27 protein-coding genes are annotated in these 23,482 nt (G+C 66.2%); 11 read left to right on the forward strand and 16 right to left on the reverse strand.

Going from position 1 to position 23,482, the window contains the following annotated elements:
- The 6 genes from G474_RS19385 to G474_RS0103665 form a co-directional block, all read left to right on the forward strand.
- Nucleotides 1–1,028, forward strand: a 1,028-nt coding sequence (locus G474_RS19385) for a methyl-accepting chemotaxis protein (protein WP_043463154.1), incomplete at its 5' end; no start/stop codon positions are given.
- 7 nt (nt 1,029–1,035) lie between these two features.
- Nucleotides 1,036–1,638: a chemotaxis protein CheD gene (locus G474_RS0103645; RefSeq protein WP_026685793.1), complete on the forward strand. Its 603-nt coding sequence runs from the start codon at nt 1,036–1,038 to the stop codon at nt 1,636–1,638.
- Nucleotides 1,639–1,653: 15 nt separating this feature from the next.
- The gene (locus G474_RS0103650) at nt 1,654–2,466 is read left to right on the forward strand and encodes a CheR family methyltransferase (protein WP_026685794.1); all 813 of its coding nucleotides are present in this window, start codon (nt 1,654–1,656) and stop codon (nt 2,464–2,466) included.
- Nucleotides 2,463–2,972, forward strand: coding sequence for a chemotaxis protein CheD (locus G474_RS0103655; RefSeq protein WP_026685795.1), 510 nt, complete (start codon nt 2,463–2,465; stop codon nt 2,970–2,972). Before G474_RS0103650 ends, G474_RS0103655 begins: the two co-directional genes overlap by 4 nt.
- Nucleotides 2,965–4,068, forward strand: a complete 1,104-nt coding sequence (locus tag G474_RS0103660) for a protein-glutamate methylesterase/protein-glutamine glutaminase (protein ID WP_026685796.1) — start codon at nt 2,965–2,967, stop codon at nt 4,066–4,068. The genes G474_RS0103655 and G474_RS0103660 overlap by 8 nt, the downstream gene beginning before the upstream one ends.
- A 45-nt stretch (nt 4,069–4,113) precedes the next feature.
- A complete protein-coding gene (locus tag G474_RS0103665) occupies nt 4,114–4,743 on the forward strand; it encodes a hypothetical protein (RefSeq protein ID WP_026685797.1) in 630 nt (209 codons plus the stop codon).
- 12 nt (nt 4,744–4,755) lie between these two features.
- Here the strand turns inward: G474_RS0103665 and G474_RS0103670 are convergent, their stop codons facing one another.
- Nucleotides 4,756–5,505 carry a Nif3-like dinuclear metal center hexameric protein gene (locus G474_RS0103670; protein ID WP_026685798.1) on the reverse strand — a complete coding sequence of 250 codons (750 nt, stop codon included), beginning with the start codon at nt 5,503–5,505 and terminating at the stop codon, nt 4,756–4,758.
- A gap of 10 nt (nt 5,506–5,515) precedes the next feature.
- On the opposite strand from G474_RS0103670, the gene G474_RS0103675 reads away from it, so the two are divergent.
- Both G474_RS0103675 and G474_RS0103680 read left to right on the forward strand, forming a co-directional pair.
- A complete protein-coding gene (locus G474_RS0103675) occupies nt 5,516–6,673 on the forward strand; it encodes a Do family serine endopeptidase (RefSeq protein ID WP_026685799.1) in 1,158 nt (385 codons plus the stop codon).
- Between the two features lie 7 nt (nt 6,674–6,680).
- Entirely contained in the window at nt 6,681–7,502 is an 822-nt protein-coding gene (locus G474_RS0103680; protein ID WP_026685800.1) for a class II glutamine amidotransferase, read from the forward strand.
- A gap of 13 nt (nt 7,503–7,515) precedes the next feature.
- On the opposite strand, the gene tatC is transcribed toward G474_RS0103680, so the two are convergent.
- The 10 genes from tatC to hisB form a co-directional block, all read right to left on the reverse strand.
- Complete coding sequence (gene tatC, locus G474_RS0103685; RefSeq protein WP_026685801.1) at nt 7,516–8,334, reverse strand: twin-arginine translocase subunit TatC; 819 nt, start codon at nt 8,332–8,334, stop codon at nt 7,516–7,518.
- On the reverse strand, nt 8,331–8,810 hold the full coding sequence (gene tatB / locus G474_RS22390; protein WP_084513549.1) for a Sec-independent protein translocase protein TatB: 480 nt from the start codon (nt 8,808–8,810) through the stop codon (nt 8,331–8,333). The genes tatC and tatB overlap by 4 nt, the downstream gene beginning before the upstream one ends.
- 92 nt (nt 8,811–8,902) lie before the next feature.
- Nucleotides 8,903–9,130, reverse strand: a complete 228-nt coding sequence (gene tatA / locus G474_RS0103695; protein WP_026685802.1) for a Sec-independent protein translocase subunit TatA — start codon at nt 9,128–9,130, stop codon at nt 8,903–8,905.
- A gap of 10 nt (nt 9,131–9,140) precedes the next feature.
- Nucleotides 9,141–9,491: a histidine triad nucleotide-binding protein gene (locus G474_RS0103700; RefSeq protein WP_026685803.1), complete on the reverse strand. Its 351-nt coding sequence runs from the start codon at nt 9,489–9,491 to the stop codon at nt 9,141–9,143.
- Between the two features lie 12 nt (nt 9,492–9,503).
- Entirely contained in the window at nt 9,504–9,830 is a 327-nt protein-coding gene (locus tag G474_RS0103705) for a phosphoribosyl-ATP diphosphatase (protein ID WP_026685804.1), read from the reverse strand.
- Nucleotides 9,827–10,234, reverse strand: a complete 408-nt coding sequence (hisI, locus tag G474_RS0103710) for a phosphoribosyl-AMP cyclohydrolase (RefSeq protein WP_026685805.1) — start codon at nt 10,232–10,234, stop codon at nt 9,827–9,829. Before hisI ends, G474_RS0103705 begins: the two co-directional genes overlap by 4 nt.
- Before the next feature lie 18 nt (nt 10,235–10,252).
- Nucleotides 10,253–11,011, reverse strand: a complete 759-nt coding sequence (hisF, locus tag G474_RS0103715) for an imidazole glycerol phosphate synthase subunit HisF (RefSeq protein ID WP_026685806.1) — start codon at nt 11,009–11,011, stop codon at nt 10,253–10,255.
- Entirely contained in the window at nt 11,011–11,751 is a 741-nt protein-coding gene (gene hisA, locus G474_RS0103720; protein ID WP_026685807.1) for a 1-(5-phosphoribosyl)-5-[(5-phosphoribosylamino)methylideneamino]imidazole-4-carboxamide isomerase, read from the reverse strand. Before hisA ends, hisF begins: the two co-directional genes overlap by 1 nt.
- A gap of 45 nt (nt 11,752–11,796) precedes the next feature.
- Nucleotides 11,797–12,429: an imidazole glycerol phosphate synthase subunit HisH gene (hisH, locus tag G474_RS0103725; RefSeq protein WP_026685808.1), complete on the reverse strand. Its 633-nt coding sequence runs from the start codon at nt 12,427–12,429 to the stop codon at nt 11,797–11,799.
- Nucleotides 12,429–13,016: an imidazoleglycerol-phosphate dehydratase HisB gene (gene hisB / locus G474_RS0103730; RefSeq protein WP_026685809.1), complete on the reverse strand. Its 588-nt coding sequence runs from the start codon at nt 13,014–13,016 to the stop codon at nt 12,429–12,431. Before hisB ends, hisH begins: the two co-directional genes overlap by 1 nt.
- Before the next feature lie 77 nt (nt 13,017–13,093).
- Here hisB and hisC point away from each other — a divergent pair, with 77 nt between their 5' ends.
- From hisC to G474_RS19395, 3 genes are read left to right on the forward strand one after another with little or no spacing between them, the layout of a single operon-like run.
- Entirely contained in the window at nt 13,094–14,170 is a 1,077-nt protein-coding gene (hisC, locus tag G474_RS0103735) for a histidinol-phosphate transaminase (RefSeq protein WP_026685810.1), read from the forward strand.
- 5 nt (nt 14,171–14,175) lie between these two features.
- Complete coding sequence (locus G474_RS0103740; RefSeq protein WP_026685811.1) at nt 14,176–14,880, forward strand: nitroreductase; 705 nt, start codon at nt 14,176–14,178, stop codon at nt 14,878–14,880.
- A gap of 19 nt (nt 14,881–14,899) precedes the next feature.
- Entirely contained in the window at nt 14,900–16,426 is a 1,527-nt protein-coding gene (locus G474_RS19395) for a YiiX/YebB-like N1pC/P60 family cysteine hydrolase (RefSeq protein ID WP_051281803.1), read from the forward strand.
- A gap of 12 nt (nt 16,427–16,438) precedes the next feature.
- Here G474_RS19395 and G474_RS0103750 read toward each other — a convergent pair whose 3' ends face one another.
- The 5 genes from G474_RS0103750 to hisD all read right to left on the reverse strand — a co-directional run bounded on the left by G474_RS0103750 (nt 16,439) and on the right by hisD (nt 23,482).
- A complete protein-coding gene (locus G474_RS0103750; RefSeq protein ID WP_026685812.1) occupies nt 16,439–17,455 on the reverse strand; it encodes a Fe(3+) ABC transporter substrate-binding protein in 1,017 nt (338 codons plus the stop codon).
- 17 nt (nt 17,456–17,472) lie between these two features.
- Complete coding sequence (locus G474_RS0103755) at nt 17,473–18,156, reverse strand: Fe2+-dependent dioxygenase (RefSeq protein WP_026685813.1); 684 nt, start codon at nt 18,154–18,156, stop codon at nt 17,473–17,475.
- Nucleotides 18,157–18,159: 3 nt separating this feature from the next.
- Entirely contained in the window at nt 18,160–19,287 is a 1,128-nt protein-coding gene (locus tag G474_RS0103760; protein ID WP_043463157.1) for an alpha-hydroxy acid oxidase, read from the reverse strand.
- Nucleotides 19,288–19,502: 215 nt separating this feature from the next.
- The gene (locus G474_RS0103770) at nt 19,503–21,893 is read right to left on the reverse strand and encodes a TonB-dependent receptor (protein WP_084513550.1); all 2,391 of its coding nucleotides are present in this window, start codon (nt 21,891–21,893) and stop codon (nt 19,503–19,505) included.
- A 287-nt stretch (nt 21,894–22,180) separates the two neighbouring features.
- Nucleotides 22,181–23,482: a histidinol dehydrogenase gene (gene hisD / locus G474_RS0103775; protein WP_026685816.1), complete on the reverse strand. Its 1,302-nt coding sequence runs from the start codon at nt 23,480–23,482 to the stop codon at nt 22,181–22,183.

Consider the following 23,482-nt stretch of genomic DNA (forward strand, 5'->3'; position numbering starts at 1 on the left):
CCACCCGCGCCGATGCCAGCGCCCACCAGGGCGATTTCCGGAAGATCGTCGAAGGCGTCAACGCCACCCTCGATGCCGTCATCGGCCCCATCGACGAGGTCAAGCGCATCATGTCCGCCCTCGAACAGGGCGACCTGACCCAGAACATCGCCGCCCAGTACCAGGGCGACTTCCTGGTCTTGAAGGACGCCGTCAACAACACCGTCGTCCGCCTCTCCGACACCGTCGCCCAGGTCAAGACCGCCGCCGACGCCCTCACCAATGCCGCCGGACAGGTCTCCGCCACCGCCCAGTCCCTGTCGCAGTCCTCTTCCGAACAGGCCGCTTCCGTGGAAGAGTCTTCCGCCTCCGTGGAAGAGATGTCCGCCTCCATCCACCAGAATGCCGAAAACGCCCAGGTCACCGACCACATGGCGGCCCAGGCGGCCAAGGAAGCGTCCGAAGGGGGCAAGGCCGTCTCCGAGACCGTGGGCGCCATGAAGAAGATCGCCGAGAAGATCGGCATCATCGACGACATCGCCTACCAGACCAACCTGCTGGCCTTGAACGCCGCCATCGAGGCCGCCCGGGCCGGGGAACACGGCAAGGGCTTTGCCGTCGTCGCCGCCGAAGTGCGTAAGCTGGCCGAGCGTTCCCAGGTAGCCGCCCAGGAAATCGGCGAACTGGCCGGCGACTCCGTCGGCATGGCCGAGAAGGCCGGCAAGCTCCTGGACGAGATCGTCCCCTCCATCAACAAGACCTCCGACCTGGTCCAGGAAATCGCTTCCGCCTCCCAGGAGCAGTCTTCCGGCGTCGCCCAGATCAACAACGCCATGAACCAGCTCAATCAAGCCACCCAGCAGAACGCCTCCGCCTCCGAGGAGCTCGCCGCCACCGCCGAAGAACTCGGCGGCCAGGCCGAGCAGCTCCAGGACATCATGGGCTTCTTCACCCTGGGTCAGGAACATCAGCATCTGGGGCAGGCCGCCAGCCACCGCCAGAAACCCGCGGCCCGCCCCGGGGCAGCAACCCATTTCAAGCGTTTCTGAGCCTTCCTTGACCTACGCCCACCTCCATAGCCGTGACATCGAACGCCTCTCCCGCAGCGTGGCGCCAGGAGCCTGGGCCATCGAGGCGGTGCAACCCCTGTCCACCCTGCTGGGCTCCTGCGTGGCCGTGTGCATGTACGACAAGGGGGCCGGGATAGGCGGGCTCAACCACTTCATGCTGCCCAATCTGCAGCGCACCCCGCACAGCGAGGTGGATGCCCTGCTGGCAGGGGACTACTGCATGGAGGCCCTGTTGAACGGGCTGCTGGCCAAGGGAGCCAGGAAGCCCCTGCTGGAAGCCAAGGCCTTCGGCGGCGGCACCATCATCGAAAGCCTGGCCCAGGGCATGAACATCGGCCGCCGCAATGCCGACTTTGCCCGGGACTGGCTGGCCCGGGAGGGCATCCCCCTGGTTGCCTCGGATTTTCTCGGCCCCTGGTCGCGCAAGATCCTGTTCCTGCCGGAAAATGGCGATGCCTACTGCCGCCGCATGGTCACCAGCATGGCCACCTCCTCCCTGATCAAGCGGGAAACCGCTTATGCTGATGCCCTGGCACGCCAGATCACCCAGCGCGGCGCCTCCACTGAGAAAAAGATCGAACTCTTCTAGACTCCGGACACCATCATGAGCGCCACCACGGACATCAGCGACGAGGAATTTGCCCTCTTCCAGCGCCTGATCTACAAGATCGCCGGCATCAGCCTCTCGGACGTGAAGAAGGTGCTGCTGGTCGGGCGTCTGACCCGCCGCCTGAAAGCCAACAACCTGGACACCTTCGGCCAGTACTACCGGATGCTGGCCACCGGCAACTACCCGGAAGAGCTGCAGATCATGGTGGACCTGCTCACCACCAACGAAACCTACTTCTTCCGGGAGCCCAAGCATTTCGACTATCTGCGCGACCATATCCTGAGCAAGCATCAGGGGGGCAGTCCCTTCCGCATCTGGAGCGCCGCCAGTTCCACCGGGGAGGAGGCCTACACCATGGCCATGGTCCTGGCCGAATACCTGCCCTCCAATCCCTGGGAAATCTTCGGCTCCGACATCAGCACCCGGGTCCTGGAAAAAGCCCGCCGGGGCCACTACCCACTGGTCCGCCATGAAGGCATTCCCCCGGCCTTCCTGAGCAAGTACTGCCTCAAGGGGGTCCGCGCCCAGGAAGGCACCTTCCTGATCTCCGCCAAACTGCGGGAACGGGTCAGCTTCGCCCAGGTCAACCTGACAATGCCCGTGGATAGCGCCATCGGCGAATTCGACGTGATCTTCCTGAGAAACGTGATGATCTACTTCGACCAGGAGACCAAGGCCAAGGTGGTCAACAACCTGATGCCCCGGCTCAAGCCCGGCGGCCACCTGTTCATCGGCCACTCGGAAACCCTGTCCGGCATCGCCGCCCCGCTGCAGAGCGTGCGCCCCACCATCTACAGGAAGACATGAACCAGGCTGCCTACGACGGCCCCCGGGTGCTGCTGGAACCGGGAGAGCTGCACTTCGGCGCAGCTCCCCTGAGGATTTCCACCCTGCTCGGCTCCTGTGTCTCCATCACCCTCTGGCATCCCCGGCTGCGCCTGGGGGGCATGTGCCATTACGTGCTGGGCCAGCGCCGTCAGCAGGAGGAACTGCCTCTGGACGGCCGTTTCGGCGACGAGGCCTTTGCCCTGCTGCTCGAGGCCATCCGCGCCCATGCTTGCCGCCCCGGGGATTTTCAGGCCAAACTCTTCGGCGGCGGCGGCATGCTGACGGGCCCCGGCGCCCAGCTGGACATCGGCCAGAGCAACATCGCCCAGGGCCGCCGCCTGCTGCAGGCGGCGGGCATTCCCCTGATTTCCGAACACGTGGGCGGCAGCGGCCGCCGCAAGATCACTTTCGACCTGGCCAGCGGCCAGGTCTGGCTGGCCTTTCCCGATGGCAAAGGCGCCCAAACCAGGAGCCCCCATGGCTGAAAAGAAAATCAAGGTAATGATCGTGGATGACTCGGCCCTAGTACGCCAGGTGGTGTCCCAGGCCCTGGCCCAGGACCCGGGCATCGAAGTGATCGCCACCGCCTCCGACCCCCTCTTCGCCCTGGACAAGATGAAGTCCCACTGGCCCGACGTGCTGGTGATCGACATCGAGATGCCGCGCATGGACGGGCTTTCCTTCCTCAGGAAGATCATGGCCGAGCACCCCACGCCCACGGTGGTCTGCTCCTCCCTGGCCGAGCAGGGGGCCCAGGCCACCATGGAAGCCCTGGCCGCCGGTGCAGTCACCATCATCACCAAGCCCAAGGTGGGCCTGAAGAGCTTCCTGGAGGACGCCTCCAACGACATCATCCAGGCGGTGCGCACCGCCGCCCGGGCCAATCTCAAGGCCTTGCCGCGCGGCGGCAGCCCGGCCCCGGGGCTGCCCCCCAACCGGCCCAAGTTCTCCGCCGACGTGATCCTGCCGGCCGGCAACGGCGGCAGCGCCGCCATGGCCAGGACCACGGACCAGATCGTCGCCATCGGCACCTCCACCGGCGGCACCCAGGCCCTGGAGGCCGTGCTCACCCGCCTGCCCGCCACCGCCCTGGGCATCGTCATCGTCCAGCACATGCCGGAAAAGTTCACCGCCATGTTCGCCCAGCGCCTCAACAGCATCTGCCAGGTGGAAGTGCGCGAGGCCCAGAACGGGGACCGGGTCATCCCCGGCCGGGCCCTGATCGCCCCCGGCGGCCGGCACATGATGCTCAAACGCAGCGGCGCCCAGTACGTGGTGGAGGTGGTGGACGGCCCCCTGGTGAACCGCCACAAGCCCTCCGTGGATGTGCTGTTCCGCTCCGTGGCCCGGTTTGCCGGCGCCAACGCCCTGGGCATCATCATGACCGGCATGGGGGATGACGGGGCCCGGGGCCTCAAGGAAATGCACGACGCCGGGGCCAAGACCATCGCCCAGGACGAGGCCAGCTGCGTGGTGTTCGGCATGCCCAAGGAAGCCATCAAGCTGGGCGGCGCCGACCAGGTGATTTCCCTGGAGCAGATCCCCGGGGCCATCGTCGCCTACGGCCGCAACGGGGGCTGAACCCGGGGCTGGCCTTCGCCCCTGACCTTGGACATAATCGAGCCCATGCACAAGCTCAACGAACTGCAGCAGGATGCCCTGATCGAAGCCTTCAACGTAGGCATCGGCCAGGCCGCCGCCAGCCTCTCCGCCATCGTGCGGGAAACCGTGCGCCTGTCGGTGCTTTCCGTGCAGTTCGTGCAGTTCCTCGAAGCCTGCCGTCAGCTCAACAGCGGCGGCGAGGCGCGCATCTGTGCCGTGAGCCAGGAATTCACCGGCTCCTTCAGCGCCACCGGCCTGTTGATCTTCCCCGAGCGCCAGTCCCTGGAAGTGGTGCGCCTGATGCTGAACGAATCCCTCAGCCTGCAGGAGCTCACGGACCTGGAGCAGGATGCCATGAGCGAAATCGGCAACATCCTCCTGAATGCCTGCACCAGCGCCGTGGCCAGCCTGTTCTCCAGCCACCTGACCAGCTCCCTGCCCACCTACAGCCTGGGCACCCCCGAAGACGTGCTGCAGCCCCATGCCCACGCCCGGGACGACGTGGTGATGCTGCTGCACATCGACCTGATCCTGGAAGAGCGCCAGCTGAGCGGCATCATCGCCTTCATGCTCAACGGCCTGGCCCTGGACCAACTGGTGAGCCAGGTGGACCACTACCTGGCCTCCCTGAACCTGACCAGCAGCCAGCCGTAACGGGCTCCGGCCTCAGGCTGGATTGGCGATATCCACGAACTCGCAGTCCAGCCCCAGGGCCTGGCGCAGATGGGCCGCCAGGGCCCGGGGGCCGAAGCGCTCGGTGGCGTGATGGCCGCAGGCCAGATAGGCGACCCCGGTTTCCCGCGCCAGGTGGGTGGTCTGCTCGGAAATCTCCCCGGAAAGATAGGCATCGACCCCCAGGGCCGCAGCGGCCTCCAGATACCCCTGGGCGCCCCCGGAACACCAGGCAATGCGCCGGATCGGCCGGCTTCCCTCCCCCACCACCAGGGGCGGGCGCCCCAGCTGCCGGGCCAGATCCTGGGCCAGGACGTCCAGGGAACAACCTTCCCCGGCCAGGCGGCCCCACCAGCCGATCTCCTGATCCCCGAAGCGCCCCTCGGGCTGCCAGCCCATGGCCTGGGCCCACTGGGCGTTGTTGCCAAGCTCGGGATGGGCATCCAGGGGCAGATGGTAGGCCAGCAGGTTGATGTCGTGCTGCAGCAGGGTGGCCAGGCGCTGGCGCCGGTAACCCACTACCCGGGAGGACTCCCCCTTCCAGAAATAGCCATGGTGCACGATCAGGGTATCCGCCCCCCGGCGCACCGCCTCGTCCAGCAGGGACTGACTGGCCGTCACCCCGGTCAGGACCCGAGCCACCCGGGCCCGTCCTTCCACTTGCAATCCGTTTGGGGAATAATCACCAAATTTCCCGCTTTCCAGGACTTGGTCCAGAAAACGCTCCAATTCTTCACGATTCATGGGTTCTCCTATGCGCAGGCTCTGGCTCATCTTTGCACAAACCACAACGGTGGCCCTGGCGCTCCTGTTCGTTGTCGGCACCCTCAAACCCGAGTGGCTGGGCCGCCCCCAGGCCACCCTGGTGCCCCTGCAGCAGGCAGTGACGACGGCCGATGAAGGTCCCGCAGGGACCGGACACGGCTTCCGGGAGGCGGCCAGAAAGGCCCTGCCCGCCGTGGTGCATATTTTCACCAGCCAGGAGGTGAAAAGCCAGCGCAATCCCCTCCTGGACGATCCCATCTTCCGGCATTTCTTCGGCGAGGGCTTCGAAGATGCGCCGCGCCGGGATTCCGGCCTGGGCTCCGGCGTCATCGTCAGCCCCAACGGCTACATCCTGACCAATTTCCATGTGGTGGAAGCCGCCGACCAGATTGAGGTCTCCCTCTCCGACGGCCGCAAGCTCAAGGCCAAGGTGGTGGGCAGCGACCCCGAATCGGATCTGGCCGTGCTCCAGGTCCAGGCCGACAAGCTGCCGGCCATCACCTTCGGGCAGATGGAGGACGTGGGCGTGGGTGACGTGGTGCTGGCCATCGGCAACCCCTTCGGGGTCGGCCAGACCGTCACCATGGGCATCGTCTCCGCCCTGGGGCGCACCCACCTGGGCATCAACACCTTCGAAAACTTCATCCAGACCGACGCCGCCATCAATCCCGGTAATTCCGGCGGCGCCCTGGTGGACGTGCATGGCAACCTGATCGGCATCAACACCGCCATCTACTCCCGCACCGGCGGTTCCCTGGGCATAGGCTTCGCCATCCCGGTTTCCTCGGCCAAGCACATCATGGAGCAGATCATCCAGAACGGTCGGGTGATCCGGGGCTGGATCGGCGTGGAAGCCCAGGAAATCACCCAGGAACTGGCCGAATCCTTCGGCCTGCCCGACACCGAAGGCGCCCTGATCGCCGGGGTGGTGCGGGGCAGCCCGGCCGACCTGGCCGGCATCCAGCCCGGAGACGTGCTCCTGGCGGTGAACCAGAAGGGGATCCGGGACCCCCAGGAGATGCTGGATGTGATCGCCGCCCTGAAGCCGGAACAGGAAGCCGCCTTCCGCCTGCGCCGGGCCAAGGGCATCAGCGAGGTGAAGGTGAAGATAGGCCAGCGCCCCGCCCTGCGCCGCAACAACGAATAGGCCTGCCATGTGCCAGCTGCTGGGCATGAACTGCAATGTCCCCACGGACATCTGTTTTTCCTTCACGGGCTTCCAGGCCCGGGGCGGCGCCACCGACATCCACAAGGATGGCTGGGGCATCGCCTTCTTCGAGGGCAAGGGCGTACGCCTGTTCCTGGACCCGCTGCCTTCAGCCAGCTCCCCGGTGGCGGAGCTGGTGCGCCATTACCCGATCCGCTCCCTGAACGTGATCGCCCACATCCGCCGGGCCACCCAGGGCAGCGTCGGCCTGGAGAACACCCATCCCTTCCAGCGGGAACTCTGGGGACGCTACTGGATCTTCGCCCACAACGGGCATCTGCCGGACTTCCAGCCGGAATTGAACGGGGAATTCCTGCCCGTGGGCCAGACCGACAGCGAGCGGGCCTTCTGCTGGCTGCTGCAGGAACTGCGGCGCCGCTTCGGGGAGCAGATGCCCGACGCCGCCAGTCTGTTTGCCGGCCTGCATGAGCTCACCCTGGACCTGGCCGGTCATGGCCAGTGCAACTACCTGCTCTCCTGGGGCGAAAGCCTGGTGGCCCACTGCTCCACCCGCCTGGCCTGCATCGAGCGTCAGGCCCCCTTTGCCGAGGCCCATCTGAAGGACCAGGATCTGAGCGTGGATTTTCAGGAAGTGACCTCCCCGGAAGACCGGGTGGCCGTGATCGCCACCACCCCGCTGACCGACAACGAAACCTGGCGCATCCTGGAGCCCGGCACCCTGTGCCTGTTCCAGGACGGCTGCCTGAGCCGCGAGGCGGCTACCCTGGCCGGCCCCTTCAACCCCCTGACCGGCGGCCTAGCCCGCTGAGCCCCCCCGGGGCTTACTGGCCCTGCTTGTCTTCCAGCCGCCGGTGCTGGGCCTCGGCCTCTTCCAGGGCGGCAGCCAGTTCCGCCTCGCTCATGGCGCCGCTGCCGGCCACGGCGGGACGGCTCAGCAGGCGCGCCATGAGGATGCCCAGTTCGTAAAGCAGGCACATGGGCACCGCCAGCATGAACTGGGAAATCACGTCAGGAGGGGTGAAGATGGCGGCGATGACGAAGGCGCCCACAATCACGTAGGGCCGCGCTTCCTTGAGCTTGGCGATATCGACGATGCCGGCCTTGACCAGCAGGATCACCACCACCGGCACTTCGAAGGTGACGCCGAAGGCCACGAAGGTGGTAAGCACGAAGGACAGGTATTTGTCGATGTCCGTCATCCAGGCCACGCCCTCGGGGGCCACCGAGGACATGAAATGGAACACGGTGGGAAAGACCAGGTAGTAAGCAAAGGCCATCCCGGTGAAGAAAAGCAGGACGCTGGCCACCACCAGGGGCAGCACCAGCTGTTTTTCGTGGCTGTAGAGGCCGGGGGCCACGAAGGCCCAGACCTGGTAGAGCACGTAGGGCAGGGTGATCAGGAAGGCCACCATCAGGGCCACCTTCATGGGCACCAGGAACACCCCCACCACGTCGGTGGCGATCATCTGCCCGCCCTGGGGCAGGGCCGAGAGCAGCGGCTGAGCCAGGAAGGCGTAGAGCTCCTTGGCCCAGGGGAACAGGCAGACGAACACCACCAGCACGGCCACCACGGCCCGGATCAGCCGGTCCCGCAGTTCCATCAGATGGGAGATGAAGGTGTCTTCCTGGGCTGTGCTCATGCGACGGGACTGGTCTGGTCGATTTTTCGGGGAGATGGAGAGGCTGCCGCTTCCGGCGCCGGAGAAACGGCTGCCTCAAAGCTGGCCGGCCCGGGACCGGGAACCGGGGACGGGCCCATGTCGTCGAGACTGTCGAGACGGGCCACCTCCACCGGCGCCGCCGTGGTCTGCAGCTCCGCCAGGGCGGACTGGGCTTCCTGGCCCACGCCCTCGAATGAACTCTTGGCGGCATCCAGTTCCTGGCGCACGGAGCTTTCCAGGGTGCGGGCCGACTCCACCACCTGGGACTGGAGTTTCTTCAGCTCATCCAGCTGCATCTCCCGGTTGATGTCGGTCTTCACGTCATTGACGTAACGCTGCATGCGCCCGAGCAGGTGCCCGGCGGTACGGGCCACCTTGGGCAGCCGTTCAGGGCCGATCACCACCAGGGCGACGACCCCGATGACCAGGAGTTCGGAAAAGCCGATATCAAACATGGGAAACCGTAAGGTTCACAAGCGCAAAGGAAGTGCGGCGGGAAAGGAACTGCGGCAAAGCTGCGGCGGCGCCCGGAAGCGCCGGGCAGGGCTCAGCTCTTGGTCTTTTCCTTCACTTCCACGTCTATGGTCTGGCCACTCACCTGCTGGGGCGGCTGTTCCGGGGTTTTGGCCGTATCGTTGGCTTCCTTCATGCCGTCCTTGAAGCCCTTGACCGCGCCGCCCAGGTCCTGACCGATGTTGCGCAGCTTCTTGGTGCCGAACACGAGCATGACGATCACCAGGACGATGAGCCAGTGCCAGATGCTGAAACTACCCATTTTTGTCTCCTTACAGTTTCTTCAACATGGGACCGACCGGGTCAGGGCCGCCCACGATGTGCATGTGCAAATGGGGCACTTCCTGCATGCCCACCCTGCCGGTATTGATGATGTTGCGGAAGCCATCGGTACTGCCGTGGGCCGCGGCCAGCTGCTGGGACACGGCCAGCATGCGGCCCAGGACCGGCTCGTCCTCGGGCGTCACCTGGGCCAGGGAGGTGATGTGCTTCCTGGGGATCACCAGTATATGGGTGGGACGTTGCGGATGGATGTCATGGAAGGCGAACACCAGCTCATCCTCGTACACCTTGCGGGAGGGAATCTCGCCCCTCACGATCTTGCAGAAAATGCAGTTATCCATGACCGGCCTTCCTTACTTGCTGTCCCGGGACTTCTTCTCGTCGATGCCGGAAATCCCTTCCCGGCGCCGCATTTCCTGGGACACGTCCTCGATGGAGAGGCCGTAGAAGGCCAGCAACACCAGGATGTGGTAGATCACGTCGGTGGATTCCCAGACGATGTTGAGGCGCTTGCCGTCCTTGCCGGCCATGATCAGCTCGGCGCATTCCTCGCCGATCTTCTTCAGGATGGCGTCGGGCCCCTTGGAAAAGAGCTGGGCCGTGTAGGAGGTTTCCGGGTCCGCATTGCGGCGGGAGGCCAGGGTTTCGGAGAGACGGTGCAGGATGTCGTGGGTGCTCATTTTGCGTAAATTTCCTTGGGATCTTTCAGGACCGGATCGGCGGGAACCCAGCGTTCCCCGTTCAGTTCGAAGAAAAAGCAGCTTTCCCGTCCCGTGTGACAGGCAATGCCGCCTTCCTGTTCAATGGAGAGCAGCAACACATCCCCATCGCAGTCGGCGCGGATGGAACGGATCTTCTGGAAGTTGCCGGACTCCTCTCCCTTGCGCCACAGGCGCCCCCGGGAGCGGGACCAGTATACCGCGTTGCCGGTGCGCACCGTTTCCAGGAGGGAGTCCCGGTTCATCCAGGCAAACATCACCACCCGGCCGCTGGAAACATCCTGGGCAATGGCGGGGATCATGCCGTCCCCGTCCCATTTCAGGGCATCCAGCCAGGGCAGGCTGGCATCCATATCATGGCTCATGGGGGCTCGCAGACGGGGTTACAGACGCACTTCGATGCCACGGGCGGCCATATGTTCCTTGGCCTGACGCACCGTGTATTCACCGAAGTGGAAGATGGAGGCAGCCAGGACCGCGTCAGCGCGCCCCTGGGTGACCCCGTCGGCCAGATGGTCCAGATTGCCCACGCCCCCCGAGGCGATCACCGGGATGCCCACCGCGTCGGCCACGGCCCGGGTCAGGGCCAGGTCGAAACCGTTCTTGGTGCCGTCCCGGTCCATGCTGGTGAGCAGGATCTCGCCGGCCCCCAGGGATTCCACCCGGCGGGCCCAGGCGATGGCATCCAGGCCCGTGTCGTTGCGGCCCCCGTGGGTGAACACGTGCCAGCTGCCGGGCGCCACCTGTTTGGCGTCGATGGCCACCACGATGCACTGGGAGCCCACCTTGGCCGCCGCCTCCGCCACCAAGTCCGGATTGTTCACCGCCGCAGTGTTGATGGAGACCTTGTCGGCCCCGGCGTTGAGCAGGCGGCGCACATCGGCCACCTGGCGCACGCCGCCGCCCACGGTCAGAGGAATGAACACCTGCCGGGCACAGGCCTCGATGATGTGCAGGATGATGTCGCGCTGGTCGCTGGAGGCGGTGATGTCCAGAAAGGTGACCTCGTCGGCCCCCTGTTCGTCGTAGCGCCGGGCGATTTCCACCGGGTCGCCGGCATCGCGCAGGTCCACGAAGTTGGTGCCTTTCACCACGCGGCCGGCGGTGACATCCAGACAGGGAATGATGCGTTTGGCCAGCATTATGCGCCGGCCTTGTCGGCAGCTTCCTGGGCCAGCTTGAAATCCAGGGAGCCATCGTAGATGGCCCGGCCGGCGATGGTGCCGACCACCCCTTCCCGCTCCACGGCGCAGAGGGCCCGCACGTCCTCGATGCTGGACAGGCCGCCGGAGGCGATCACCGGGATGGAAAGGGCCTGGGCCAGACGCACCGTGGCTTCCACATTCACCCCGGAGAGCATGCCGTCCCGGCCGATGTCCGTGTAGATGATGGATTCGACCCCGTAGTCCTCGTACTTCTTGGCCAGGTCGACCACCTCGTGGCCGGTGAGTTTGGACCAGCCGTCGGTGGCCACCTTGCCGTCCTTGGCGTCCAGACCAACGATGATGTGGCCGGGGAAGGCGACGCAGGCGTCACGCAGGAAACCGGGGTTCTTGACCGCGGCGGTGCCGATGATCACGTAGGTGAGACCGTCGTCCAGGCAGCGCTCGATGGTGTCCAGGTCGCGGATGCCGCCCCCCAGCTGCACGGGAATGCTGTCGCCCACCTCGTCCAGGATGGCCTTGATGGCCCCCTCGTTCTTGGGCTTGCCAGCAAAAGCGCCGTCCAGGTCCACCAGGTGCAGGCGGCGGGCCCCCTGGTCCAGCCAGTGGCGGGCCTGCTCGGCCGGGGATTCGGAAAAGACGGTGGCCTGTTCCATCAGGCCTTGCTTCAAACGGACACACTGGCCGTTCTTGAGGTCAATGGCGGGAATGATGAGCATGGAATTTTTCTGGGAAAAAACCGGGAAGGCCGGAGGGGTTGCGGATCAGGGTTGCCAGGAAACAAAATTCTTCAGGAGTTGCAGCCCGTCCCGGGCGCTTTTTTCCGGATGAAACTGGACGGCGAAGATATTAGCCCGGCCCACCGCACAGGTAAAGGGCACGCCATATTCGCAGCGCCCGGTTTCCAGGGCGGCGTCATCGGGCTGCACACAGTAGCTGTGCACGAAATAGAAGCGCGCCCCGTCCTCGATCCCGGCCCACAGGGCATGGGGTTTCTGCCACACCTGGTTCCAGCCCATGTGCGGCACCTTGAGACGGGAGCCATCGGCGGCCACCATGGCGGCTTCGGGAAAACGCCGGACCTGGCCGGAAAATACCCCCAGGCCGGAAACGTCGCCTTCCTCGCTGTGTCCGAACAGCATCTGCAGGCCGATGCAGATGCCCAGGAAAGGCTTGTCCCGGGCGGCCTGGAGCACGGCGGACTTGAGCCCCCGGGCTTCCAGCTCGGCCATGCAGTCGGGCATGGCCCCCTGGCCCGGGAACACCACCCGCTCGGCGGCAGCCACCACGGCGGGGTCGGAGGTGACCGTCACGGCCTGCTCCCCGGCCACATGGGCCAGGGCCTGGTGCACGGAACGCAGGTTGCCCATGCCGTAGTCGATGACCGCGATACCCATCACAGCACTCCCTTGGTGGAAGGCATGGTACCGGCCATGCGCGCATCGGGCGTCACCGCCATGCGCAGGGCCCGGCCAAAGGCCTTGAAGATGGTCTCGGCCTGGTGGTGGGCGTTCTTGCCCTTCAGGTTGTCGATGTGCAGGGTCATGCCGGCATGGTTCACCAGCCCCTGGAAGAACTCGGGAATCAGCTGGGTGTCCAGATCGCCGATGCTGGCGCGGGTGAATTCCACGTCCATACACAGCCCGGGGCGGCCGGACAGGTCGATCACCACCCGGGACAGGGCCTCGTCCAGGGGCACATAGGCGTGTCCGTAACGGGTCAGCCCCTGCTTGTCCCCCCAGGCCTGGGCCAGGGCCTTGCCCAGGGTGATGCCCACGTCTTCCACCGTGTGGTGGGCATCGATGTGCAGGTCGCCCTGGGCCTCGATGTCCAGGTCGATCAGGCCATGCCGGGCGATCTGGTCGAGCATGTGATCGAGGAAGGGCACGCCGGTGACAAACCGGCCCTGGCCGGTGCCATCCAGGTTGAGGCGCACGGTGATCCGGGTTTCCAGGGTGTTGCGGGAGATTTCGGCTTGGCGCATGGAGCTGGGCTCAAGGGGTTTGAACAGGCGGCCATGATACCATTTCAGGCTTTCAGCAAAGCCCTGGAAACGGACCCATGAGCCAGTACTGGAGCGCCGTCGTGCGCGGCCTGACCCCTTATACGCCGGGCGAGCAGCCCAAGCTCGCCAACCTCATCAAACTCAACACCAACGAGAACCCCTACCCTCCCTCGCCCCGGGCCGTCGCCGCCATCCGGGCGGAACTGGGTGAGGACGGGGCCCGCCTGCGGCTCTACCCGGACCCCAACGGCGACAGCCTCAAGGCTGCCGTGGCCCGCCATTTCGAACGCTTCGGGATCACGCCCCGGCAGGTGTTCGTGGGTAACAGCTCCGACGAGGTCCTGGCCCACGTGTTCCAGGCCCTGCTGCAGCATCAGGCGCCGCTGCTGTTCCCGGACATCACCTACAGCTTCTATCCGGTCTATTGCGGCCTCTACGGCATCGACTACGAGACCGTGCCCCTGGATCAGGATTTCGCCATCCGGGCGGCGGATTACCAACGTCCCAACGGCGGCATCATCTTCCCCAATCCCAACGCCCCCACGGGCCGGGCCCTGGCCCTGGGGGAGATCGAGACCCTCGTCGCCGCCAACCCGGACTCGGTAGTGGTGATCGACGAGGCCTACGTGGATTTCGGCGCCGATACCGCCATCGCCCTGGTGCAGCGCCACCCCAACCTGCTGGTGGTGCACACCCTCTCCAAGTCCCGCTCCCTGGCTGGCCTGCGGGTGGGCTTCGCGGTCGGCCATCCGGACCTGATCGAAGGCCTGGAACGGGTCAAGAACAGCTTCAACTCCTACCCCCTGGACCGGCTGGCCCTGGCCGGCGCCGTGGCCGCCCTGGAGGATGGGGAATGGTTCGAGCAGACCCGCCAGGCGGTGATGCAGAGCCGGGAGGAACTGAGCGCCCGCCTGAGCGGCCTGGGCTTCCAGGTCCTGCCCTCGGCAGCCAACTTCGTCTTCGCACGCCACCCGGGTCATGACGCCGCCCAGCTGGCGCAAAAGCTCCGGGAAAGGAGCATAATCGTGCGTCATTTCAAGCTACCCCGCATCGACCAGCACCTGCGCATCAGCATCGGCACCCCCGCCGAATGCGCCGCCCTGGTCGCCGCCCTCACCGACATTCTCGCCTGAACACCATGACCGATACCCGCCTCGACCCCGCCGCCATCCAGGCCGTGGACCACGCCCTCCGCAGCCGCCACTCCATGCGCCGCTTCCTGCCCACCCCCGTGCCCCAGGCGCTCGTGGCCGAACTGCTGGAGCTCGCTGCCCTCGCCCCCTCGGGCACCAACGTGCAGCCCTGGAAGGTGTATGCCCTGGCCGGCGAAGCCCGCCTGGCCCTGTCCGCCGCCATCCTGGAGCAGTTCAACCAGGGCGCCAGCGAAGGCCGGGAATTCGACTACTACCCCAAGGAATGGAACGAGCCCTGGATCTCCCGGCGCCGCAAGATCGGCCTCGACCTCTACGGCCTGCTCGGCATCACCAAGGGGGACAAGGCACGCATGAAGGAACAGACGGGTCGCAACTACCAGTTCTTCGACGCCCCCGTGGGCCTCATCTTCACCCTGGACCGGCAGCTGGGACGCGGCATGTTCCTGGACTACGGCATGTTCATGGCCAATCTGATGACCGCCGCCCGGGCCCGGGGCCTGGACACCTGCGCCCAGGCTGCCTTCGCCGACTACCCGGACACCGTGCGCCGCCACCTGGGCATCAGCGAGCAGGAAATGGTGGTGTGCGGCATGGCCCTGGGCTACGCCGATCCGGACGCGCCGGAAAACAAGCTGGTCACCGAACGGGAGCCGGTGGACGCCTTCACCAGCTTCCGCGGTTTCGCCTGATTCCCGAGGGAGCAGCCCCATGGTCAAGGACTGGATGCGCCCCTTCTGCCTGGCGGCCCTGCTGGCCCCGGCCCTGCCCGCCCTGGCCGCCGAGCTGCTGCCCGAGGCCCCTACCCTGAGCGCCTGCCAGGGGGAGGAGCTGGCCCGGGCCCCGGACCGGACCCGGATGGAGCGGGAGCTCCAGGACTACCTGCAGCTTTCGGAACAGGCCCTGAGCATGCGGGCCGGTGCCATCCAGCTGTACCAGGAGCTGCAGGACAAGAAGAACCGGGGCACCGCCCTGAACGGCCAGGACCTGCTGCGCATCAACCAGGGCGCCGCCGCCCTGCTGGCCCAGCGCAACGAACTGCTGGAACGGGCCCTGGCCCACGAGTGCTGGACCCTGGTGCCGCCTCCCGCCGACCGGGAGGCCGCCGACCTGCGCCGCACCGGGGTGCTGATCTCCCTCTCCGCCGCCCTGACCCTGTATGACAACTACCTGTCCGCCATCTCCCTGTACCGTAACGACCCGGCCCTGCGCCAGCACCTGAACCGGGCCGACCAGGGCTTTGCCATTCCCGCCCGGGAGCTGCAGCGCATCGACCAGATGTTCGCCTCACCGGACAACCGCCGCCGGGTACGCCGCGCCATCAGCTGGTACCAGGAGCATGCGCGCACGGCGAACCCGCCGCTCCAGGGCTATGACTACCTGGTCCAGTCCATCGAGCAGAGCCCGTCCTACCGCATGGTCCAGCGCAGCAATCCCCTGGCCAACCTGGGGCGGGGCTTCGAGATCTTCGGCACGTTCACGGTGGATACCCTGATCGGCCTCAAGGAAGAAGGCACCCACCTCTCCAGCCTGCTGTTCGGCAACACCGTGGGCCTGGTGGAAACCCGGCGCGGCAAGCTGGACCGGCGGCCGGATGTGCAGCAGCGCCTCCTGGGCGAGCTGCGGGCCGGCGACATCCTGCTGGAAAAGACCCCCTTCCGCCTCACCGACACCTTCATTCCCGGCCACTGGGGCCACGCCGCCATCTGGATAGGCACGGAAGCGGAACTGCGGGATATGGGCCTCTGGGACCATCCCCTGGTGCGCCCCCATCACAAGGCCATCCGCTCCGGGCGGGGGGTGGTGGAAGCCCTGCGCACCGGGGTGGAGATGAACACCCTGGCCCACTTCCTCAACGTGGATGACGTGGCCGTGCTGCGCCAGCCGGGCCTGCCGGACGAAAAGCGCCTGGAAATCATCCTCCAGACCCTGCGCCAGGTGGGCAAAGCCTACGACTTCAATTTCGATGCGGAAAGCACCCACCGGGTGTTCTGCTCCAAGCTCGTGTACCTGGCCTACGGGGACATGCAGTGGCCCACCACCCGCTTCCTGGGCCGCTTCACCATCAGCCCCGACAACATCGCCCAGCGGGCCACCGACAAGGGCCCCCTGAGCGTGGCCCTGCTCTATCACGACGGCCAGGAGGTGCGCAGCAATCCCCAGCGCACCATGACCCAGCTGCTGGAAGGCCAGAACCTGCATCTGGCCCGCCAGGAGCAGGCCGGCATGGCCCCCTGAGCCTTCGCCCCGTCAGCGGTAGCCGGCCCGGTCCAGGAGCTTCTGGGCCTTGGGCAGCTGGTTGGCGACGCTCACCAGGGACACGCTGTCGGCCTTGAAGCTGCCCAGGGCTTCCAGCTCCTCGTTATCCACCTGGACCGAAGGCACCGCCGGCCACTCGTTGTTGCCGTTGGCGAAATAACGCTGGGCTTCGTCGCTGGCCAGGTATTCGAGGAACTTCACCGCCGCCTCCGGGTGTTTGCTGGTCTTCACCATGCCACCGCCGGAGACGTTGATATGGGTGCCCCGATCCGCCTGGTTCGGCCAGACCACGCCCAGCCGCTTCACCAGATTGCGCTCCTCCACCTTTTCGGAAGCCATCAGCCGGGCCAGGTAGTAGCTGTTGGAAACCGCCACGCCGCACTCGCCGGTGGCCACCGACTTGATCTGGTCCGTATCGCCGCCCCGGGGACTGCGGGCCAGGTTGGCCACCACGCCCCGGGCCCATTCCTCGGCCCTGGCCTCGCCAGCGTGCACCACCAGGGAGGCTACCAGGGTGAGGTTGTAGATGTGCCCCCCGGAGGTGCTGCACACCAGCCCCTTCAGCTTGGGATCGGCCAGGGATTCGTAGGTGGGCACATCCCCGGCCTTGAGCAGGCGCTTGTTGTAGATGATCAGGCGGGCCCGGGTGGAAAAGGCGTACCAGTTGGCAGAACGCAGATGGGCGGGAATCCGGACTTCCAGCAGCGGGGAGCGGACCGGGGCAAAGATACCCCAGGCGTCCGCCACGGCCAGGCTGGCCGCATCGACCGTGATGAACACGTCGGCGGGGCTGTTGCTGCCCTCGTTGCGGATGCGCTCGATGAGCTCCTGGGCCTTGCCTTCGATGCGGTTGATCCGGATCCCGGTCTTGCGGGTGAAGTTCTCGTAGAGGGCCTCGTCGGCCTGGTAGTGGCGGGCGGAATAGAGGTTCAGCACCGGTTCGGCGGCCAGGGCCTGCCCCAGGCCCGCCAGGGTGGCCAGCAGCCCCCAGAGGATGTTGCGTTTCATGCCAGAACTCCCATTGATCAGGTGACGGCCCAGAGGCGCAGGAGGTTGTGATAGACGGCGGTGAGCTTCAGCAGGCGCGGATCGTCGGCGGGCACCACGCCCGTCATGCCCTGGATCGCCTGGTCCAGGTCGAACAGCAGGGTCCGGGAGCTGTCGTTCTGGACCATGCTCTGAATCCACATGAAGGAGGCGATGCGCGCCCCCCGGGTCACCGGGGTGACCTGGTGCAGGCTGCTGGAGGGATAGAGCACCATGTCCCCGGCCGCCAGCTTCACCGCCTGGATGCCGAAGGGCCCTTCCACCTGCAGCTCGCCCCCGTCGTACTCCTCCGGTTCGGCCAGGAACAGGGTGGCGGACAGGTCGCTGCGCACCGAGATGTGGGTCCCGGGCACCTGCATCACGGCGCTGTCCACATGCGCCCCATAGGTGCCGCCGTCCTGGTAGCGGTTGAACTTGGGCGGGTAGATCCGGCTCGGCAGGGCTGCGGAGATGAACAGGGGATTGCTGCCCAGCTTGCGCAGGATGTGGTTGCCCAGCTCCACCGCCAGGGGACTGCCGTCCTCCAGCTGCAGGTTGCGTTTCACCGCCCGGGCCAGGGTGCCGGCGGTCTTGAGCCCGTCCTGCCACTCGGCCTGGTCCAGATGGCTGCGGAACTGCTTCACTTCGTCCTTGCTCAGGACCCCTAGGATTGGAATCAACATCGTCTATGCCTCGTCTAGTTCCCGATAAATCATGTCGCGCCGGATCTCCGCCAGGGTGGCGCAGCCCGCCTGGGCCATGCACAGCTCCAGCTCCTCGCGCAGCAGCTTCAGCATGTGCGCCACGCCCAGGCTGCCAGCCACGGCCAGGGCATACACCTGGAGCCGGCCCAGCAGCACCGCGTCGGCCCCCAGGGCCAGCATCCGGAACACATCGCTGCCGGAACGCACGCCCCCGTCCGCCAGCACCGGGTAGTGCTCGCCCACGGCGGCCCGCACCCGGGGCAGCATGCGCACGCTGGCGGGCGCCCCGTCCAGGGCCCGGCCCCCGTGATTGGACACCACCAGGCCCGCCACGCCCATGGCCTGCAGGCGCCGGGCATCCTCGGGATGCAGGACGCCCTTGACCAGCACCGGCAGACGGCTCCGGTCCAGCAGCCAGGCCAGGTCATCCCAGCCCGGCGCCGCCGCCATCACCCCCTGGAAAATCCGGCTCTGCCCCCGCTCCAGGCTCACCGGGGGCGGCACCGGATAGGGGTCCAGATTCACGGCCCGGACCTGCTCCGGCATCTGGAAGCCGGCCCGCAGAGCACTCAGGCTGGGGGTCTTGATGCTCGCATCCAGGGTCACCACCAACACCCCGTAGCCGGCCGCCTCGGCCCGGCGCAGCAGGTCTTCGGTGGCGCCCCGGTCGGGCTGGAAGTAGAGCTGGAACCAGCGCTCTCCAGGCCCCTGGGCGGCAATCTCCTCCAGGGTCCGGGTGGCCAGGGTGCTCACCAGCAGCACCGACTCCATGGCCCCTGCGGCCCGGGCCGTCTCCAACTCCCCCCGGGGGTGCACCAGGGTCTGGTAAGCCACCGGGGCCAGCAGCAGGGGGTGGGGCAACGACCGCCCCAGCAGGTTCAGGCTCGTGTGCCCGCCCCTCAGGTCACGCAGCAGCCGGGGCACGATGGCCAGCTCATCCAGGGCCTGACGGTTGGCGGCCACGCTCAGGTCCCGGCCGCAGCCTCCGGCGATGTAGGCGAGACTGGGGGCGGCGATGAAATGCCGGGCCAGGACTTCGTAATCCTGGGCGCAGCGCACCTCAGCGGGAATGTGCGGCAACGGGGCAAGGGGTGGGGCGGCTGTATTCATCCTTAAAACCTCAGTTAAACCACAGCGGCACAGAGACGCCGAGGAAAAACAAAGACTTGTCCTGGAAGGCTAGGTCACTTTCCAGGTGAGCGCGGAAGATAATGCAAGCCATTGTTTTTTTGGACTTCTCTGTGTCTTTGTGTCTCTGTGGTGAGGTTTTTAGGTTCATGGAAAAAGGGCGGATCCGGCGATCCGCCCTGGGCTCCTCGCAGGGCTCAGAACTCGTAGTTCAGGGTGACCTTGGCGTTCCGGGCGTCCCCCTTGTACAGGAAGGAACCGGAACGGTAGCCGGCCAGGTAATAGTCCTTGTCGAACAGGTTGGCCACATTCACCCGGACCTTGGTGCGCTTGTCGATGCGGTAGTCGGCAAACAGGTCCCAGACCGTGTAGGAGGGAATGGGCTGGGAGTAACGGCCGGCGCTGTCGTAGGCCGCCGCCGTGTCAGGCTGGCCCGCGTACTTCTTGCTCTCGTACTTGACCGCGCCGCCGAAGCCGAACTTGGGCGTCAGCTGGTAGCGCAGCAGGGCCGAGGCGCTCTTGTCGGCGAAGTTGCTCAGGGTCTTGCCCACGTTGGCGGAGGTGAAGGATTCCAGTACCTCGGATTCCATGATGGTGAGCCCGGCCTGGCCGCTCAGCTTGTCGGTGATGTTGCCCGCCAGGCCGAATTCGATCCCCTTGACCCGGTTCTTGCCGCTGTTGAAGGTCCCGGCGGAATCGTAGTTGGCCCCTTCCATCACGTCCGACTTGGTGATCTGGAACACCGCCGCGGTGGCCAGCAGCTTGCCGCCCATCAGGTTCCACTTGGTGCCGAGCTCGATGTTTTCGGTCTTCTCGGGCTTGGCCCCGGCCGCCTGGCCGTTGTAGGTCACCAGGCCGCCGTAGCCGCTGCTGGTGCCCACGTCGGATTCGCCGCCGTTCACATCCTGGGCAGTGGCATAGGTCACATACACATTGGCCTGGGGCAGGAACTTGTAGGTCAGGCCCAGATGGCCGTTCCACATCCCGTCGGTGTATTCGTAGTCGCCGGTCTGGGCGCCGGTGGTGGTGTTCTGGGTTTTCAGGGAAACCGTGGTGCGGTCATAGCGCAGCCCGGCGAAGGCGGTCCATTGCTCGCTCAGGTCCACCGTGTCCATGACCGAGGCGGAAGCAGTCCGGGCGCGCCAGTCCTGATCCCAGCTGCCCTTCTTGATGTTGCGCTGCATCAGGTTATCCAGGCCGCTCACCGTGCTGCCGCTGGGGGTGAAGATGCACCAGGCATTGAGGGTGGTGCCATTGCCGGTGATGCAGTTCTGGCCGGAATTGCTGACGTTGTAGACCCCGTTCTTGACCTGATGGTCGCTGAACTCCAGGCCGAAGATGAACTCATGCTTCATCCCGCCCAGGGTCTTGTCCCAGTAGAGGTTGGTCTGGTTGGCCACGTATTCCACTTCCTGCCAGCCCGTGTGGGTGCTCAGGGAAGTCGTGGTGTAGACCCCATCCGGGTTGGCGGCGCCAGTGCTGGTCTGACGGGCGCCGGTGGCCACGTAGCCATTGTCGGACTTGCCGAAGCGGGTGGCGTTGGTGAGGCGCAGGTCAGGATTGAAACGGTACTTGATGCGGGCCGTGACGGTATCCACATCCGACTCCAGGAAGTCCTGCTGCTGGGCATAGACGGGCACATCCTTGGCGGGCTTGCGGTTCGGCAGGGATCCCACCAGGTAGCTGCCCAGGTCCGGCTTGTCGTCAGCCCGCAGGCCGTAGTAGTCGAGGATCACGTCCAGGTCGGCATTGGGCTTGAACAGGCCGGAGAAGGCCAGACCCTTGCGCTCCCGCTCGGCAGGAGCCCGGTCGGGCACATCCTCGCTGCCGTAGAGGGCATTGGCCCGCAGGGCCAGGGTGTCGGAGAGCACCTGATTGGTATCCACGGTGAAGCGCCGGTACTTGTCGGTGCCCAGACCCGCCGAGAACTTGGTGAACTCGTAGTCCACGGTGGCCTGCTTGGTGACGGCGTTCACTGCGCCGCCTGCCGTGCCCCGGCCGGCGAAACTGGAGTTGGGGCCCTTGGTGATTTCCACCTGCTCCACGGCAAAGCTTTCGCGAATGGTCATGCCGGGATCGCGCAGGCCATCCACGAACACGTCGCTGCGGGCTTCCTGGCCGCGGATGATGTAACGGTCCCCGAAGGCGTTGCCATTTTCCCCGGTGCCCAGGGTGATGCCGGGCTGGGCGTCGAGAATGTCGCGCAGGTCGGTGTAACCGGAATCCTCGATCTGGGTCTTGGTGAGCACGGAGATGTTGGCCGGCGTCTCTGCCAGGGGGCGGGTGTGGCGGGCATCACCGGAATACTTGGCCTTGTAGGGCGCACCGGGTTCGGCATAGGGATTGTGGTCGATAACCCGCTCCACCACCGTCACCCCCTTCATTTCGATCTCGCCGGAAGGGGCGGCCTCGGGCTCAGCCAGGGTCACAGCGGGCACCAGCATGGCCGTGGAAATCCCCAGGGCGATGCTGCTTTTCTTCAGGGAGGCGGGGACCTGGGCCTGGACCCGGAAACTGGCCGGCAGCTTGACCGGGGTGGCCGTCGGGCAGGGGGCTGCGCCGGACAAGGCAAGGCTATCGAACTTCATCAGACATACTCCTGAACTGTGGGGGTTGGATTCAGGCTGGCTGGCGTCCGGCTGGCTTGCCCTGATGTGGACGCGAATTTATCGCATTAACACTTTGACAACAATTCCCAACAACTCGCAACAAACTATTACCTTTGGCGATGTTGCATGGCCGCAACACCACCTGGAACCGCAAGCCCCACGCGTGCAGGCGGCAGACCGCCGCGCTCCGGATGGAAAACCCGGCCCCGAAAAAGAAAAACCCCGGCCTGGAGCCGGGGCGTGTCAGCGGCGAAAACGCAGGGCCGTCAGCGGTCGAGGCGGTAGCGGGCCGACTGGGCGTGGGCCGGGAGCCCTTCCCCATCCGCCAGGACGCCGGCCACCTGGCCCAGGGTCTGGGCTCCGGCCCGGGACACCCGGATCAGGCTGGTGCGCTTCTGGAAGTCGTAGACCCCCAGGGGTGAGGAGAAGCGGGCGCTGCCGGAGGTCGGCAGCACGTGGTTGGGACCGGCGCAGTAGTCCCCCAGGGACTCGGAGGTGTAGGGACCGATGAAGATGGCGCCGGCGTGGTGAATCTTCTCCACCCAGGCGTCGGGCTCGGCCAGGGACAGCTCCAGGTGCTCGGGAGCCACCTGGTTGGCCAGAGCCACGGCCTCTTCCAGATCCTGTACCAGAATCAGGGCGCCCCGATTTTCCAGGGAAGTACGGATCACCTCCTGGCGCGGCATGGAGGGCAGCAGTTTTTCGATGCTGGCCTGCACCCGATCGATGTAGGCCGCGTCCGGGCAGATCAGGATGCTTTGCGCCAGTTCGTCGTGCTCGGCCTGGGAAAAGAGGTCCATGGCCACCCAGTCCGGGTCCGTGGAGCCGTCGGCCAGCACCAGGATTTCCGACGGGCCGGCCACCATGTCGATGCCGACGATGCCGAACACCCGGCGCTTGGCGCAGGCCACGTAGGCGTTGCCGGGACCGACCACCTTGTCCACCTGGGGTACGGTTTCAGTGCCGAAAGCCAGGGCGGCCACGGCCTGGGCGCCACCGATGGTGAACACCCGGTCCACGCCGGCCAGGCAGGCGGCCGCCAGCACCAGGGCGTTCTTCTCGCCGCCCGGGGTGGGCACCACCATGATCAGTTCCTTGACCCCGGCCACCTTGGCGGGAATCGCGTTCATCAGCACCGAGGAGGGATAGGCGGCCTTGCCGCCGGGCACGTAGAGGCCGACCCGGTCCAGGGGGGTGACCATCTGGCCGAGCCGGGTGCCGTCGGCTTCGGTGTAGCTCCAGCCTTCCTGCACCTGTTTTTCGTGAAAGGCGCGGATGCGGCTGGCGGCCGTCTCCAGGGCCGCCCGGCGCTCGGGGGAAAGCCCGTCCAGGGCTGCCTGCAACTCCGCCCTGGGCAGTTCCAGGGCCCCCATGGAAGCGGCGCTGAGCCGGTCGAAACGGTTGGTGTATTCCACCACGGCCGCATCGCCCCGGGCCTTCACCTCGGCCAGGATGGCGATCACCGTCTGTTCGACCTTGTCGTCCTGGGCCCCTTCAAAGGCCAGCAGGGTCTTCAGTTGCTGGGAAAAATCCTCACTCCGGCTGTCGAGCCGCTGGATGGCCACCAT

Source organism: Azovibrio restrictus DSM 23866, assembly GCF_000429665.1.
GTDB lineage: Bacteria > Pseudomonadota > Gammaproteobacteria > Burkholderiales > Rhodocyclaceae > Azovibrio > Azovibrio restrictus.